Source organism: Streptomyces sp. NPDC126497 (genome assembly GCF_040302425.1).
Taxonomy (GTDB): Bacteria; Actinomycetota; Actinomycetes; order Streptomycetales; family Streptomycetaceae; genus Streptomyces.
In genome coordinates this window covers 1-13,088 of sequence record NZ_JBEORT010000040.1, presented here as the reverse complement: position 1 = coordinate 13,088, position 13,088 = coordinate 1, and the positions used below count along the sequence as shown (strand labels likewise).

The following is a 13,088-nucleotide window of genomic DNA, read 5'->3' as shown; positions in this document are numbered from 1 at the left end:
CGTCAGCCGGTGCCGCCCGCACGGGGCCCGGGGGGCGCCGTGCTGGCGCGTTCCACCAGCCGGGTCGACAGTTCCGTGCGGGTGCTCTCCGGGCGGTGGCCCTCCATCATGCGCAGCAGCAGCCGCAGGGCCGTCGCCGCCATCTCGGACAACGGCTGGCGGACCGTCGTCAGGGCCGGGGTGAGCCAGCGGGCCTCGGGCAGGTCGTCGAAGCCGACCACGCTCATGTCGTCCGGTACGCGCAGCCCCCGCTCGGCCAGGGCCGTGTAGACGCCCAGCGCCATCCGGTCCGAGCAGACGAAGACGGCCGTGGGCGGCTCGGGCAGGTCGAGGAGCTCGCGCACCCGGCGGCCGGCCGCGTCCTCACCGGAGCCGGCGTGCCGGACGTACTCGGGGCGGTGGCGCACCCCCGCCGCGGCGAGCGCCGAGCGGTACCCGGCGATCCGCGCGTCGGCGCACGGCGTGTGCCGGTGGCCGGCCACGACCGCGACGCGCTCGTGTCCCAGGCCCAGCAGGTGCTCGGTGGCCGTCACCCCGCCCCGCCAGTTCGCCGCCCCCACCGACACCACCCCCGCCGGCGGCTCCGGCACCGGGTCGATCATCACGAACGGGATGCGGTGCTGCTCCAGCCACGCGTACTGCGGCTCGCCCAGCTCGGCCAGGTGGAACAGCACCCCCGACGATCCCCGCAGGACGAGTCTGTCCAGCCAGCCCCGCTCCGCACGGCTCCGCGTCAGGGCCGCCGAGACGACGAGCTCGAGGCCCGCGTCGTGCGCCGCCTCCTCCGCGCCGTGCAGCACCGCGCCCGCCCCGGAGGTCTCCAGCGAGTGCACCACGAGGTCCACCAGGCGCGGCGTCCTGCCGGCGTCGAACCGGGGCCTCCTGATGTACCCGAGCCGGTCCAGTGCCTCGGTGACGCGGCGGCGGGTCTCGGGCGCCACGTCCTCGCGGCCGTTGACCACCTTGGACGCGGTCGGCACGGACACCCCCGCCTCACGGGCCACCACCGCCAGCGTCGGCCCGGCTGTCGCGCCGGCACCCCCCGCACGGACCATCGAACGCCCACCCCTCCCGATAGAAAGCGCTTCCTACTGTAGGTCCGGCACACCGGGGCGGGAAGGACTCCCACGCGTACCGGGAATACCGGGAGGCGCCGTAATGCTCTCGTGTCGCCGGTGGGACCGGCCGGGCGCGCGGTGCCGCGGCGCGGTGAAGGGCTGGTGGGCACATGACGGCGGACCGGGGCGACCCGTGATCAGAACCCCGTACGGGGCCGTGCGCGGCCGCTGGGAGCGGGACGTGGCCGTCTTCCGGGGCATCCCCTGCGCGGCGCCCCCCTTCGGCCCGCGCCGCTTCCGCCCGCCGGTCCCCCCGGACCGCTGGGACGGCGTGCGGGAGGCCGCCGCCTTCGGACCGACGGCCCCGAAACCCCCGTACTCGCAGGCCTTCGCGCAGTACCTCTCCGACCCGGCGATCCCCGGCGACGACTGCCTCAACCTGGACGTCCGGACCCCGGACCCCGCCTCCGGCGCCCGCCTCCCCGTCCTCGTGTGGCTCCACGGCGGAGCCCTGACCAGGGGCTCCTCGGCCGTCCCCGTCCACGACGGCCGCGCCTTCGCCCGCGACGGCGTGGTGTTCGTGTCGGTCGACCACCGCCTCGGCGTCGAGGGCTGCGGCCTCTTCCCGGACGCCCCCGCCAACCCCGGCCTGCGCGACCAGGTGGGACGCGCACCACCCGGTGCAGGTCTACGGCGACGGCGCCCCGCACGTCGAACACGGCCTCCGGGACCGCGAACTCGCCCTGTGGCCCACCCCCGGCCGCCCCGCCGACGAGCCGGCGCCCCCCGAACCCCACTCGGTGCTACGCCGCCTGCGCCGCGCCGGCGCACTCCGCCGCGTCCGAGCGCCACGCGCCGTTCCCCTTCGACGTCCGCCGGACCCCCTCGCCCCGCGTCCACGCCGACGACCCGGACACGGGCCGGTCGCGGGACCGGCCGGACACATCCCCGAGCCCGTGGGGGTCCTGCTCTGCGATGCTTGCCGCCGGGCCGGGTCCGGCCGCCCGGTGACGTCCGCGAAGACGTCGGAGGGCGTCGCCGCCGTCCCCGGACGTGTGTGCGCTCGACGACGAGGGAGAAGAGCATGGAGCCGTCGGAACTCCGCCGCGCGGTCGAGGCGGGCCGGGCCACCGCCTCGGAGCTGGGCCTTCGGGCCGACGACGCGATCGTCGTCCACGACTCGGACCGCGTCGCGCTGCGCCTGCTCCCGTGCGACGTCCTGGCGCGGGTCGCGCCTTCGGGGCAGCTGGCCGATTCCGAGTTCGAAGTGGAGGTCGCGCGCCGCCTCGCCGCCGTCGACGCGCCGGTGGCCGAGCTCGAGCCCCGGGTCGAGCCCCGGGTCCACGTGCGCGACGCCTTCGCCGTCTCGCTGTGGACCTACTACGAACCGGTGGGCCCGGAGATCGCGCCGGCCGACTACGCGGACGTGTTCCTGCGGCACCATGCCGCCCTGCGCCGGGTCGACCTGGACGCACCGCACTTCACCGATCGGGTCGCCGCGGCGCTGAGGGAGGTGAACGACCGGGACCGGTCCCCCGAGCTGCCCGATCCCGACCGGGAGTTCCTCAGCGGCACACTCGCCGGGCTGAGCGCCGCGATCGGCGTCGACGAGGCCGAGGACCAGCTGTTGCACGGCGAGCCCCACCCGGGCAACCTCCTGAACACGAGGAGAGGGCCGCTCTTCGTGGACCTCGCCACCTGCTGCCGCGGGCCCGTCGAGTTCGACCTCGCCCATGCGCCCGAGGACGTGGGGAAGCACTGCGCGGGGGCCGACCAGGACCTGATCCACCGGTGCCGCGCCCTGAACTGGGCGATGTTCTCCGCCTGGCGCTGGCGCCGGGACGACCACATGCCCGACCGGGACCACTGGAGGGTGGAGGGCCTCGACCGGGTGCGTGCCGCACTCGACCGCTGCGGACCGGGCCGGACCTGAGACGGCGGGCCCGCCGGGGCCCGGCCCGCCGCGCCGTGTGCGGCGTCCCGTCAGGGTGCGGCGGTCGCACCCGACCGGCTCGGGAGGCGGGGCTCACGCCGTGAAGGTGTTGACCTTGACACCGGCGTCAAGGTCGCACGATGGCCGGCATGAACAGCAGCGCAGCACACGGCGGCAGGGTCGTCGTCGTCACCGGAGCCGGCACGGGCATCGGCCGGGCCACCGCCCGCGCCTTCGCCGCCGGAGGCGACCGCGTGGTCGCCGTCGGACGACGGAGCGGACCGCTCGGGGAGACCGCGGCAGGACACGACCGGATCACGCCCCTGCCCGCCGACATCACCGCCGAGGGCGGGCCCGAGCGGATCGCCCGGACCGTGGTGGAGACCCACGGCCGGCTGGACGTGCTGGTCAACAACGCCGGCATCGTGCGCGGCGGCGCCCTCGGCACGCTGACGCCGGAGGCGATCACGGACCAGCTCGCCACCAACCTCGTCGCCCCCGTCCTGCTGGCGCAGGCCGTGCTGCCGCCCCTGGAGGCGTCGGGCGGAGTGATCGTCAACGTCAGCACCTCGGTGGGACAGCGGGCCTGGCCGGGCGGTTCGGTCTACGCGGCGACCAAGACCGCCCTGGAACTGCTCACCCGCAGCTGGGCGGTGGAACTGGCGCCCCGCGGCGTCCGGGTGGTGGCGGTCGCCCCCGGAGCGATCGACACCCCCATCGGCGAGCACCAGGGCCTGACGCCGGAGCGGAGGGCCGCGGTGCGGGAGTGGCAGCTGGCGCACACCCCGCTGGCCCGCATCGGCCGCCCCGAGGAGGTGGCCTGGGCGATCACCCGACTCGCCGCGCCGGAGGCCTCGTTCGTCACCGGGGTGGTGCTCCCGGTCGACGGAGGAGCGGTCGTCGCGTGATGGGAGTGAGCCGGGAGGCGGGACGGATGCGGATCGGTGAGCCGGCCGGGGCGACCGGGGCGACCACCCGTGCGCTGCGGCACTACGGGCAGGCCGGGCTGATCTCCTCCGAACGGGCCGCCAACGGCTACCGCGTCTACGAGGAGCGGACCGTCGTACGGGTCCGCAACATCCGGTACCTGCTGGCCGCCGGACTCACCCTGGACGACGTGCGGGTGTTCCTGCCCTGCCTGGACGGCGACGTGGCCGCCGCACCGCCCTCCGCGAAGGGGCTGAGGGTCGCGCGGGAACGGCTGGCGGTCCTCGACGCGCGCATCGCCGCCCAGACCGAGGCCCGCGACCGCCTGGCGGCCGCGCTCCGGGAGAGGACCGGCGATCGGATCCGCCCGGTGGCCTGACCGCCGCTCCCGCCGCCGGCGGGGGAGTGGTCCCCGCACCGCCGGTTGCCGGCCGCCGGGTCGCCTGCCCGCGTGCGGAAGGGGCCGTGCGAGCGTCGAGCGCGTTCCGCGCGGGCCGGGGGGCGGCGGTCGCGTCCCGCGCGGGCCGGGGGCGGCGGTCGGGTCCGCTCCGGCCCGCGGACCGCGCCAGGGCCGACGGCCGGTCAGAGCTTGCCGAGGGCTTCGGCCAACGCGGTCGCGGCGGACGCGATCACCGTGTCGTCGTGTCCGGTGCCGTCGAGGTTGCGGCGGGTGAACACCGACAGGACGACCGGCGCGTCCGACCCCGGGGGCCAGGCGATCGCCAGGTCGTTCGCGGTGCCGTGGTTGCTCGCGCCGCCGGTGCCGGTCTTGTCACCGACCGTCCAGTCCCCCGGCAGTCCCGCCTTGATCCGCTTCGTGCCGGTGAGGCTCGCCTTCAGCCAGCCGACCAGCCGCGCCCGGTCCCGGGGATGGAGGGTGTCACCGGTGGTGAGCTCGGAGAAGGTCCGTGCGGCCGCCGCGGGGGTGGTGGTGTCGCGCGTCTCGCCGGGCGCCCACTCGGTCAGCCGGGGTTCCGGCCGGTCCAGGCGGCTCGTCCGGTCGCCCGTGTCGCGGAAGAACCCGGTCAGCCCGCGCGGCCCGCCGATCTGCTCCAGCAGCATGTTGCCCGCGAAACCGTCGGACTTGGTGATCCCGGCGCGGCAGAACTGAGCGGGCGTCATCCCGGTGTCGGTGTACTCGGTGGTCTCCGGGGAGTTCCCGGTCAGTCCGGCCATGTCGGCGGGCTTCCAGCGCACCACCTCGTCCATCAGCCCCGGCTCGCCGGTGCGCGCCCTGTCCAGCACCGCCGCACACGCGAACACCTTGAACGAGGAGTTGAACGGGAAACGCTCGTCGGCCCGGTACCCGACCGCACGGCCGGTCCCCAGGTCGATGCCCACCGCGCCGATCCGCCCGTCGTAGGACTTCTCGAGTTCCCGCAGCGTCTCGGTCAGGCCGGAGTCGGAGGAGACGTCGTCCGGCGTCCGGGGGGCGACACCCGGGCCGCTCGTCCCGACGGCGGCACCCGTGTCGGTGGTGACGGTGACGCCGGTGGTGTCCGCCGCGCAGGCGGTGACTCCCAGCAGCGCGGAAGCAGCCAGCGTCGCGAGCAGTGAGCGCGAGCGGAGGTGCCGTCCCACGCGGAAGAAGGGGTGGGAAGCCATCAGGAAGCGTCCAATCTCGAGAGGGAGCGTTACGCGTGTCGACGTGGCCGTCGACGACCGGCCGGGCCGAGCGGTGCGGAAGGCCCGTCACCGGCCCGGCGGCCTCGTCCACCGGTCCGCGGGCCGCATGTCGCCGTCGTACACGGTGCGGTAGTCCGGGACGACGGTCCGGGTGGCCGGGGACGCCTTCCGGACCTGGGCGAGGAAGGCGTCGAGGTCCGTCGCCGGGTCGCGGACCGGTGGACCGCTCAGCGGCAGCTCGAAGTTGTCCCAGTGGACGGGGACGACGACACCGGGGGCGTCCAGGGCGTCCAGCAGCCGGGGCACGTAGCGGTGGGTGGTGCCGGTGGCGCCGGGCACGGCGATCATCGCGAGGTCGGGGCGCAGGCCCCGCACCGCCCGCTCGGAGAAGTCGCTGGCCCCCATGAGGAACGCCGACGGGCCGCCCTCTCCGGCCGTGACCTGGAAGGCCAGGGTGTCGCCCTCGGGCAGGTCCGCGATGGTGCGGGGAACCTCCGCCGGCGGGGCGTTCAGCGTGCCCGGGGCGAAGTACGAGCAGTTCTTGTTGCGGCTGTGCAGGCCGGGCACGACCTCCACGGTGACCGGGCCGATGTCCAGCACCTCGCCCCCCTTCACCACGGAGATCCGTCCCGGGTCGACTCCGAGGGCGGTGAGCAGGTGGTACGTGGTCTCGGTGCCGATGACGCGGGCGCCGGTGGTCCTGGCGATGTACGGCACGTCGCCGAGGTGGTCCCAGTGGGAGTGGCTCACCAGCACCAGGTCGGGGCGGCCGATGTGCGCGTCCACGACGGCGGGGTCCGTTCTCAGCTCGGTCCCCGGGTTGAGGCCGTCCTTGAACAGACCGGTGCAGAAACGGGTGAGGTAGGGGTCGAAGAGCACGGTGCGGCCGTCCACGTCGATGCGCCAGCCGGCGGTGCCGAGCCAGCGGAACGACACGGAACGGGCGGCCCGGTCACCGCCCCGGTCACGGACGGCGGTCGCGGACGTGGTGGTTGCGGTGGCCGTCGTGGCCGGGATCAGCGGGGCCGCCGCACCGAGCGCGGTGCCCCGCAGCACCGTACGGCGGTCGAGCCCGCGACGAGGGGGGACGCCCGGTCCGTGCGAGGCGTGTATGTCCTGGGTCATGGAGTCAGCAGAGCAAGGAGTGAAGTCCCTTGTCCAAGACCGGATTCGGGCACGTCCGATACGCGAACGCATATGCGCCCCGGTCAGCGGCCGTCGCCGCGGAGGAAGGCGGCCGCGATTCCGGCGACCCGGCCGATCGCCGCGTCCACCGTGGCGCGGGAGGCGGTCAGATCGCGCGTGCGCGCGAACACGGCGATCGCGTAGCACGCGCCGTCCGGGTAACGGGCGACGCCCGCCTCCATGTGCAGTCCGGGCAGGGTCCCGGTCTTGGCCGCGACCGCGACGTCGTCCGGGAAACCCGACACCAGCCGGTGACGGAAGACCTGCCTGCCCATCAGGTCGCGCACGAGCGCACAGGCTTCCGGCGGTCCGGCGGCATCGGTCCAGACGAGCCGGAGCAGCCGGGTGATCTCCCGGGGCGTACTGGCCGTGGTGTGACGGGGGTCCAGCACCGCCAGCCGTCGCTTCCTCTCGTCCGGCAGGGCCGGGTAGCGCACGGCGAACTCCCTCTCGTCGCGTGCCCCGACCTCCGAGAGCATCGACTCCAGCAGGTCCCGCGGGCCGCCCACGACGCGCGTCCGCTCCAGGCCGAGTTCCTCGGCGAGCAGCCGCACGGTGTCCAGGCCGACCCGGTCCAGCAGCAGGTCGGCGGCCGAGTTGTCGCTGACCGACATCGCGAAGTGGGCCAGGTCGCGCAACGACAGCTCGACGTCGTCCAGACAGCCGGCGGTGCCCCAGCCGCCGAGCCGGTCGGCCGAGGTCACCCGCACCCGCTCCCGCGGATCGAGCTGGCCGGCCACGACCTGCCGGGCGAACTCCAGCACCAGCAGTATTTTGAAGATCGAGGCGATGACCACGGCGTCATCGGCGCCCACGGCGATCTGACGGGTATCGCGTTCGCCCTCGGTCCCCCCGGCGGCCGGCGTGCGCGCGCGGACGGGAACAGCGTGCACCTGCCCCCTCGCGCCCGCCCCGGCGAAGACCCGCCTGATCCGTTCCTCGGTCGCCGCTCGCGTGCTCGTCACTGCTCGTCCTCGGACATCGGCTTTCCCCGTCATCGGCCGGCCGACCGGGTGTCTCCCCCAAGTCGGTTTCCGCATACGATCCTTGATCGTGGATCTCTTGCGCCACCTGCGTCTCTTCGTCACCGTAGCCGACGAGCTGCACTTCAGCCGGGCCGCCGAACGGCTGGGCATGGCCCAGCCGCCGCTCAGCCAGGCGATCCGCCGACTGGAGAGGGAACTCGGAGTCGAACTGTTCGACCGCTCGCAGCGCGGCGTCCGGCTCAGCGCCGCCGGAGCGGCGCTGCTGGACGAGGCCCACGGACTCCTCGCCCGGGAGGAGAGGCTGCGCACCCTGGCCCGCCGCGCCGCCGACGGCGGCCTCGGCACCCTGCGCGCGGGGGTGCCGCCCGACACCACCGCCGCCGTCCTGTCCGCGCTGCTCTCCGCCTGCGCGGAACACGCTCCGGAGCTCTCCGTCGACCTGCAGGAGGTCACCACCGCGGAGCAACTGGGGCTGCTGGCCTCCGGAGGCCTGGACGTCGGACTGGTGCACCACCCCGTCGACGCCACCGAACTGCGGCTCGGTCCCGGCGTCTCGCTGGACCTGGGCGTCGTCCTCCCCCGCACCTCCCCCCTGGCCCGGCTGCCGGAAGTGTCGCTCGGCGACCTCGCCGGCCACGACCTGGTGCTCTTCCCCCGCGCGCACGCACCCGATTGGCACGACCGCGTCCTCGACGTGTGCCGCGCCGAGGGCTTCGTCCCGGGCCGCCTCCGCCACGCCTCCAACCCCGAACTCCTGCTCGCCCTCGTGACGGCGGGGCACGGGGTCGCCTTCGACCAGGGACCGGCGGCCCGCAAGGAGCCCCGCGTCGCCTGGTGCCCCCTGGCGGGCCGCCCCCTCACCCTGCGCGTCGGCGGCGCCTGGCCCGCCGGCCGCGGAGCCCACCCGGCCGCCCGCCGCTTCGCCGAACTCGCCGCCGAGGTCCTGGCCCGCCACCACACCGCCGCTTTCCGGCGGGAGGGCATCGCCCACCCACCCGACGACACTCCGCGTCCGTGGTCGGTGGTGTACGGCTGAACACCCGCACGCCGGCCGGTGACCTAGAGTTCGGACTCCCCCCACGAGGTGACGTCCACGGTGTCGCCGACGGACAGGGTGCCGGTGCGGAGCACCGCGTACTTCGTGCCGTAGGCGACGCCGCCCTCGGTGGCGCGGCGGTAGCCGGCGAGGGTGCGCAGCGGCTCCGGACCCGCCTTCGCCCCCGTGTCCTGGTCGACCATCGTGACCGCGCAGCGGAGGGCGAGCTTGGCGTAGCCCAGCTCGGTGTCACCGATGCGGATGCGGTGGGCACGGTCCTCGGTGTGCGGTTCGTCCCAGCCGTCGACCACGATGTTGGGGCGGAAGCGGTCCATCGGCAGCGGCGGGAGGCCGCGTTCTGCCAGCTTGCGGTGGAGCAGGCCGAGCGTGGCGCGCGAGACGACGTGCAGGGCGCAGCTGTCGGCGTAGGCGGAGGTGCCGGGGGTCCTGCCGTCGGTCACCCGGTCGTGCTCCGGCGGCACGCGCACGAGCCGGCTCGGTGCGCCGAGCACCTGCGTGAACCAGGCGGCGGCCGTGTCACCCTGGTCGATGCCCTGGTAGGCCTTCCCGAGCACCTCCACCTTCCGCCGGTCGCCGGCCGTGTCCACGCGCAGGTCCAGCGCCTCGACGCCCGGCGCGCGCAGCCCGAGCCGTTCGCCGTCGTCGCCCACCGCGGGCCGGACCAGGGCCAGCCGGGGGTCCCTGCGCTGGGTCCGCCCCACCCCCTCCTCGCTCACGACCACGAAACTGCGGTCGTGCGCGAGCCCGGCGGGCGTCAGCGGAACCTCGTCCACCGATGTCCCGGCACAGCCCTTGACGGGGTAGTACGTCAGCTCGACAACGCCTGCCATGGTGGCGTTTCCGTCCTTTCCCCTTGTCGCCGGTCGCGTCGGCGGTCGGCGATCAACAGTTGAGAAGCCGGTCCCCCTCGTGGACGAGCCTAGGCGTCATGGCTGTCGGCGGGTCCCTGCGCGAGGGGACGAACGCGGCGGGTGTCCGGGAGACGAACGGACGGATCCGACGGAGCCGTGGCAGCGGCGTCGGTTCCGGGGGTGTGCGAAGAGGCGACGAGGGCAGGATGCGAACCCGCGTCCTCCCGGGATAGGAGCCGGGCGCTCCTCCGCGGAGCCTCCCCGTCGCCACCGTGATCATTGCCCGGGCCACTGCGCGGGTCGCGGGTCGCCGGGCGCGGGCTGCCGCTCGTGGCCGGGCAGGCGGACGAGCGGGACGTGGGGGAGCGGGCCCCCAGGGGGGAAGGCCGTGCGGCGCGCGTGCGCTACGGAGCCCGCAGCACCGACGCCACCGACGCGATCGCCTCCGGCCCCACCCGGCAGCACCCTCCGACCAGTCGCGCCCCCGCCTCACGCCAGCCCTTCACCTGCCCGGCGGTGAACGTCGACCGGCCCGTCCACGCCCGCGCCCCCGCGTCCCAGGTCTCGCCGCTGTTGGGGTAGACCACGACCGGTTTGCCGGTGACGCGGGCCGCGAGGGCCACCGCGCGGTCCGCGTCCTGTGGCGTGCAGCAGTTCACGCCGACCGCGATCACCTCGTCCGCCCGCGCCGCCGGCGCGAAGGCCTCCTCCAGCGGCTGGCCCGCACGGGTGCGGTCGCCGGACACCGAGTACGACAGCCAGGCGGGTACGCCGAGACCGCGCAGCGCACGCAGCAGGGCCTGGGCCTCGTCCGTGTCGGGGACCGTCTCCAGGGCCAGGACGTCCGGGGCGGCCCCCGCCAGGACCTCCATGCGCGGGCGGTGGAAGCGCTCCAGTTCCGCCACGCTCAACCCGTACCGGCCCCGGTACTCCGAGCCGTCCGCGAGCATGGCGCCGTACGGGCCGACCGAGGCCGCCACCCACAGGGGGCGGGACGCCCGGGCCCGCCGGGCCGCCTCACGGGCGCACTCCACGCTCAGGGCCAGCAGCCGGCCCGCCTCCTCCCGGCCGATCCCGCGCCGCGCGAAGCCCTCGAACGTGGCCTGGTAGCTCGCCGTGATCGCCACGTCCGCGCCCGCCTCGAAGTACGCGAGGTGGGCCGCCGTCACCGCTTCGGGGTCTTCCGCGAGCAGCCGGGCCGACCACAGCTCGTCGCTCAGGTCGTGTCCGGCCGCCGCGAGCTGGTTGGACAGGCCGCCGTCGAGGACGACCGTGCCGCGCGCGAGGGCCTCGGCGAGGGCGGGAGGGGTGTTCATACCGGCGACGTTAGCCGAGGCGGCGGCCACGGCGCGCCCTGCGGGCACAGTGCTGGGATGCTGGGAGAGGGCACGGCCGAGCGAGGGCGGTGAGCGCCATGACCGGGCTTGAGGACGACGGCTCGTCCGCTGCGGAACCCCTCGCCGACCCCCACGGGGACCCCTTCCTGCGGACCCGGTTCGCCGTGCCCGCGCGCCCGGTGACGTACCTGCGGCGGGAGCGGCTGACCAGACACCTCGACCAGGGTCTGCGGACCCCGCTGACCCTGGTGAACGGCGCCGCGGGGGCCGGGAAGACCCTGCTCGTGGCGGACTGGGCGGAGCGTCTGGACGGCGCGTTGCCGGTCGCCTGGCTCACCACCGAGGCGACCGGGGACGGGCCCGGCATGTTCTGGGCGTACCTGCTGCGCGCCCTGCACGCCGTCGGCGTCCCGCTGCCCGACGGCATCGGCTTCCCGGCGGACGCGGACCGGGTGAGCCCCGCCCTGCAGGCCCGGCTCGCCGCCGGGCTGAGCGGCCGGGAGCGGCCCGTGGTCCTGGTGCTCGACGAGTTCGACCGGGTCACCGCCCCGGAGATCGCCGGACAGCTGGAGTTCGTGCTGCACCACGCGGGGCCGGGGCTGCGGCTGGTCCTCGTCTCCCGCACCGAGCCGCTGCTGCCCCTGCACCGCTACCGGGCCGCGGGCGAGCTGACGGAGATCAGGGGCGCCGAGCTGGCCTTCACCCCGGACGAGGCCGCCGTGCTGCTGGAACTGCACGGTCTGCGGCTGCCCCCGGCCGCGGTGCGCGCGCTCGTGGAACGCACCCGGGGGTGGGCCGCCGGACTGCGGCTGTGCGCCCTGGCGGCGGGGCGGAGCCGGGACCCGGAGCTGTACCTCAAGGAGTTCGAGGCGGACCGGAGCGCGATCGCCGACTTCCTGCTGGCGGAGGTGCTCAAGCGGCAGGACGCCGGGCCCCAGGACCTGCTGCTGCGGGTGAGCGTGCTCGACCGGTTCTGCCCCGGCCTGGCGGACGCGGTCACCGGGCGCGACGACGCCGGGGCCGTCCTGGCCCGGCTGAGCCGGGACGACGCCTTCGTCGAGCACCTCGGGCACGGCCTGTACCGCCTCCACCCCCTGTTCGCCGAGATCCTCCGCGCCCATCTGCGCCTGCGCCTGCCCGGTCTGGAGCCCGAGCTGCACCGGCGGGCCGCCGCGTGGCTGCGGCGGTCCGGACGCCTCACCGAGGCGCTCGGGCACGGGGCCGCCGCCGACGACTGGGAGTTCACCGCCGGCGCCCTGGTCGACGACCTCGCCATCGGCCAGTTCTTCACCGGGCCGCGCTCCACCGCGGTGACCGGACTGTTCTCCCGCATGGGGCGGGAGGGTGCGGGGGCCGCCCCGGAGCTGGTGCGGGCGGCCGGCCGGCTGGCCCGGCGCGAGGTCGACGGCGGACTGGCCCACCTGCGCCGCGCACAACGGGAGCTGGCGGAACCGGCCGCACACGACGACACGGCGGCGGCCCGGCTGAGCTGCGCCCTGCTGGAGGCGCTGGCCGCCCGGCTGGCCGGGGCGCCGGACCGGGCGGAGGCCGCGGCGCGGGCGGCCGGGGAGCTGCGGGGGACGGTCCCCGACGAGCTGCTGGAGCGGCATCCCGAACTCACCGCGCTGCTGCTGGACCACCTCGGCTCCGCGCGGCTGTGGGCCGGGCGCTTCGAGGAGGCGCGGGCCGCCCTGTCCAGGGTGGCCGACTCCGCGCCGGGAGCGGCCACGGCGCTCCCGCGCGGGGACTCGCTGGGCCGGCTCGCCCTGATCGACCACCTGGACGGCTGGCCCGGCCGGGCCGAGCGCAGGGCACGCGAGGCCCTCGTCGAGGCGGAGCGGTTCGGGCTGCCCCGGGCGGTCGGCTCCGGTGTGGGACGGCTCGTCCTGGCCGCCGTCGCCGTGGACCGCGACGAACTGGGGCAGGCCCAGGCACTGCTCGACACCTCGGCCGAGGTGCACCCCGCGCTGCGGGACCCCGTGCTGGAGGCCGGGCGCGCCCTGACGGCCGCGCGCCTGCACCTGGCGCGCGGCGATCCGGGGGCCGCGCTCGCGGCGGTGGAACCGGAGGTGCCCGCCGACGCCGTCTCGCCGTGGGCGCACGGCCAGACGGCGCTCGTCGCGGCCGC

At 75.7% G+C, this 13,088-nt stretch carries 11 protein-coding genes, 1 tRNA gene and 1 pseudogene; 6 read left to right on the top strand and 7 right to left on the bottom strand.

Annotated elements, in window-relative coordinates:
• Window positions 1–2: 2 nt before the first annotated feature.
• The gene (locus tag ABTY20_RS18355; protein ID WP_351998035.1) at window positions 3–1,055 is read right to left on the bottom strand and encodes a LacI family DNA-binding transcriptional regulator; all 1,053 of its coding nucleotides are present in this window, start codon (window positions 1,053–1,055) and stop codon (window positions 3–5) included.
• Window positions 1,056–1,251: 196 nt separating this feature from the next.
• Here ABTY20_RS18355 and ABTY20_RS18350 point away from each other — a divergent pair.
• The 4 genes and pseudogenes from ABTY20_RS18350 to ABTY20_RS18335 form a co-directional block, all read left to right on the top strand.
• Window positions 1,252–1,722 (top strand): annotated as a pseudogene (locus ABTY20_RS18350) (carboxylesterase family protein); the annotation flags it as partial.
• Window positions 1,723–2,142: 420 nt separating this feature from the next.
• On the top strand, window positions 2,143–2,991 hold the full coding sequence (locus ABTY20_RS18345) for an aminoglycoside phosphotransferase/kinase family protein (protein ID WP_351998072.1): 849 nt from the start codon (window positions 2,143–2,145) through the stop codon (window positions 2,989–2,991).
• Between the two features lie 140 nt (window positions 2,992–3,131).
• Entirely contained in the window at window positions 3,132–3,899 is a 768-nt protein-coding gene (locus ABTY20_RS18340) for an SDR family NAD(P)-dependent oxidoreductase (RefSeq protein WP_351998034.1), read from the top strand.
• A gap of 26 nt (window positions 3,900–3,925) precedes the next feature.
• Window positions 3,926–4,297 (top strand): MerR family transcriptional regulator, encoded by a 372-nt coding sequence (locus ABTY20_RS18335; protein WP_351998071.1) that lies wholly within the window; start codon window positions 3,926–3,928, stop codon window positions 4,295–4,297.
• 203 nt (window positions 4,298–4,500) lie between these two features.
• Here the strand turns inward: ABTY20_RS18335 and bla are convergent, their stop codons facing one another.
• The 3 genes from bla to ABTY20_RS18320 all read right to left on the bottom strand — a co-directional run bounded on the left by bla (window position 4,501) and on the right by ABTY20_RS18320 (window position 7,694).
• Complete coding sequence (gene bla, locus ABTY20_RS18330) at window positions 4,501–5,523, bottom strand: class A beta-lactamase (protein WP_351998033.1); 1,023 nt, start codon at window positions 5,521–5,523, stop codon at window positions 4,501–4,503.
• A gap of 87 nt (window positions 5,524–5,610) precedes the next feature.
• Window positions 5,611–6,669, bottom strand: coding sequence for an MBL fold metallo-hydrolase (locus ABTY20_RS18325; RefSeq protein ID WP_351998032.1), 1,059 nt, complete (start codon window positions 6,667–6,669; stop codon window positions 5,611–5,613).
• An 83-nt stretch (window positions 6,670–6,752) separates the two neighbouring features.
• Window positions 6,753–7,694 carry a serine hydrolase gene (locus ABTY20_RS18320; protein ID WP_351998031.1) on the bottom strand — a complete coding sequence of 314 codons (942 nt, stop codon included), beginning with the start codon at window positions 7,692–7,694 and terminating at the stop codon, window positions 6,753–6,755.
• Between the two features lie 88 nt (window positions 7,695–7,782).
• Between ABTY20_RS18320 and ABTY20_RS18315 the strand changes: the two genes are divergently transcribed.
• Window positions 7,783–8,751: a LysR family transcriptional regulator gene (locus ABTY20_RS18315; RefSeq protein ID WP_351998030.1), complete on the top strand. Its 969-nt coding sequence runs from the start codon at window positions 7,783–7,785 to the stop codon at window positions 8,749–8,751.
• Between the two features lie 23 nt (window positions 8,752–8,774).
• On the opposite strand, the gene ABTY20_RS18310 is transcribed toward ABTY20_RS18315, so the two are convergent.
• The 3 genes from ABTY20_RS18310 to mmuM form a co-directional block, all read right to left on the bottom strand.
• On the bottom strand, window positions 8,775–9,602 hold the full coding sequence (locus ABTY20_RS18310) for an MOSC domain-containing protein (RefSeq protein ID WP_351998029.1): 828 nt from the start codon (window positions 9,600–9,602) through the stop codon (window positions 8,775–8,777).
• Window positions 9,603–9,816: 214 nt separating this feature from the next.
• Window positions 9,817–9,889 (bottom strand) — tRNA-Arg (locus tag ABTY20_RS18305).
• 138 nt (window positions 9,890–10,027) lie between these two features.
• Entirely contained in the window at window positions 10,028–10,939 is a 912-nt protein-coding gene (gene mmuM / locus ABTY20_RS18300) for a homocysteine S-methyltransferase (RefSeq protein ID WP_351998028.1), read from the bottom strand.
• Window positions 10,940–11,037: 98 nt separating this feature from the next.
• Here mmuM and ABTY20_RS18295 point away from each other — a divergent pair.
• Window positions 11,038–13,088: winged helix-turn-helix domain-containing protein (locus ABTY20_RS18295; protein WP_351998027.1), on the top strand; the 2,051-nt coding region annotated here is incomplete at its 3' end.

What these genes read in the sequence shown, in the direction of transcription:
- ABTY20_RS18340 (WP_351998034.1), top strand. Translation starts at nt 3,132, where the DNA reads ATGGCCGGCATGAACAGCAGCGCAGCACACGGCGGCAGGGTCGTCGTC.
- mmuM (WP_351998028.1), bottom strand. Translation starts at nt 10,939, where the DNA reads ATGAACACCCCTCCCGCCCTCGCCGAGGCCCTCGCGCGCGGCACGGTC.
- ABTY20_RS18310 (WP_351998029.1), bottom strand. Translation starts at nt 9,602, where the DNA reads ATGGCAGGCGTTGTCGAGCTGACGTACTACCCCGTCAAGGGCTGTGCC.
- ABTY20_RS18335 (WP_351998071.1), top strand. Translation starts at nt 3,926, where the DNA reads ATGCGGATCGGTGAGCCGGCCGGGGCGACCGGGGCGACCACCCGTGCG.
- ABTY20_RS18345 (WP_351998072.1), top strand. Translation starts at nt 2,143, where the DNA reads ATGGAGCCGTCGGAACTCCGCCGCGCGGTCGAGGCGGGCCGGGCCACC.
- ABTY20_RS18325 (WP_351998032.1), bottom strand. Translation starts at nt 6,669, where the DNA reads ATGACCCAGGACATACACGCCTCGCACGGACCGGGCGTCCCCCCTCGT.
- bla (WP_351998033.1), bottom strand. Translation starts at nt 5,523, where the DNA reads ATGGCTTCCCACCCCTTCTTCCGCGTGGGACGGCACCTCCGCTCGCGC.
- ABTY20_RS18355 (WP_351998035.1), bottom strand. Translation starts at nt 1,055, where the DNA reads ATGGTCCGTGCGGGGGGTGCCGGCGCGACAGCCGGGCCGACGCTGGCG.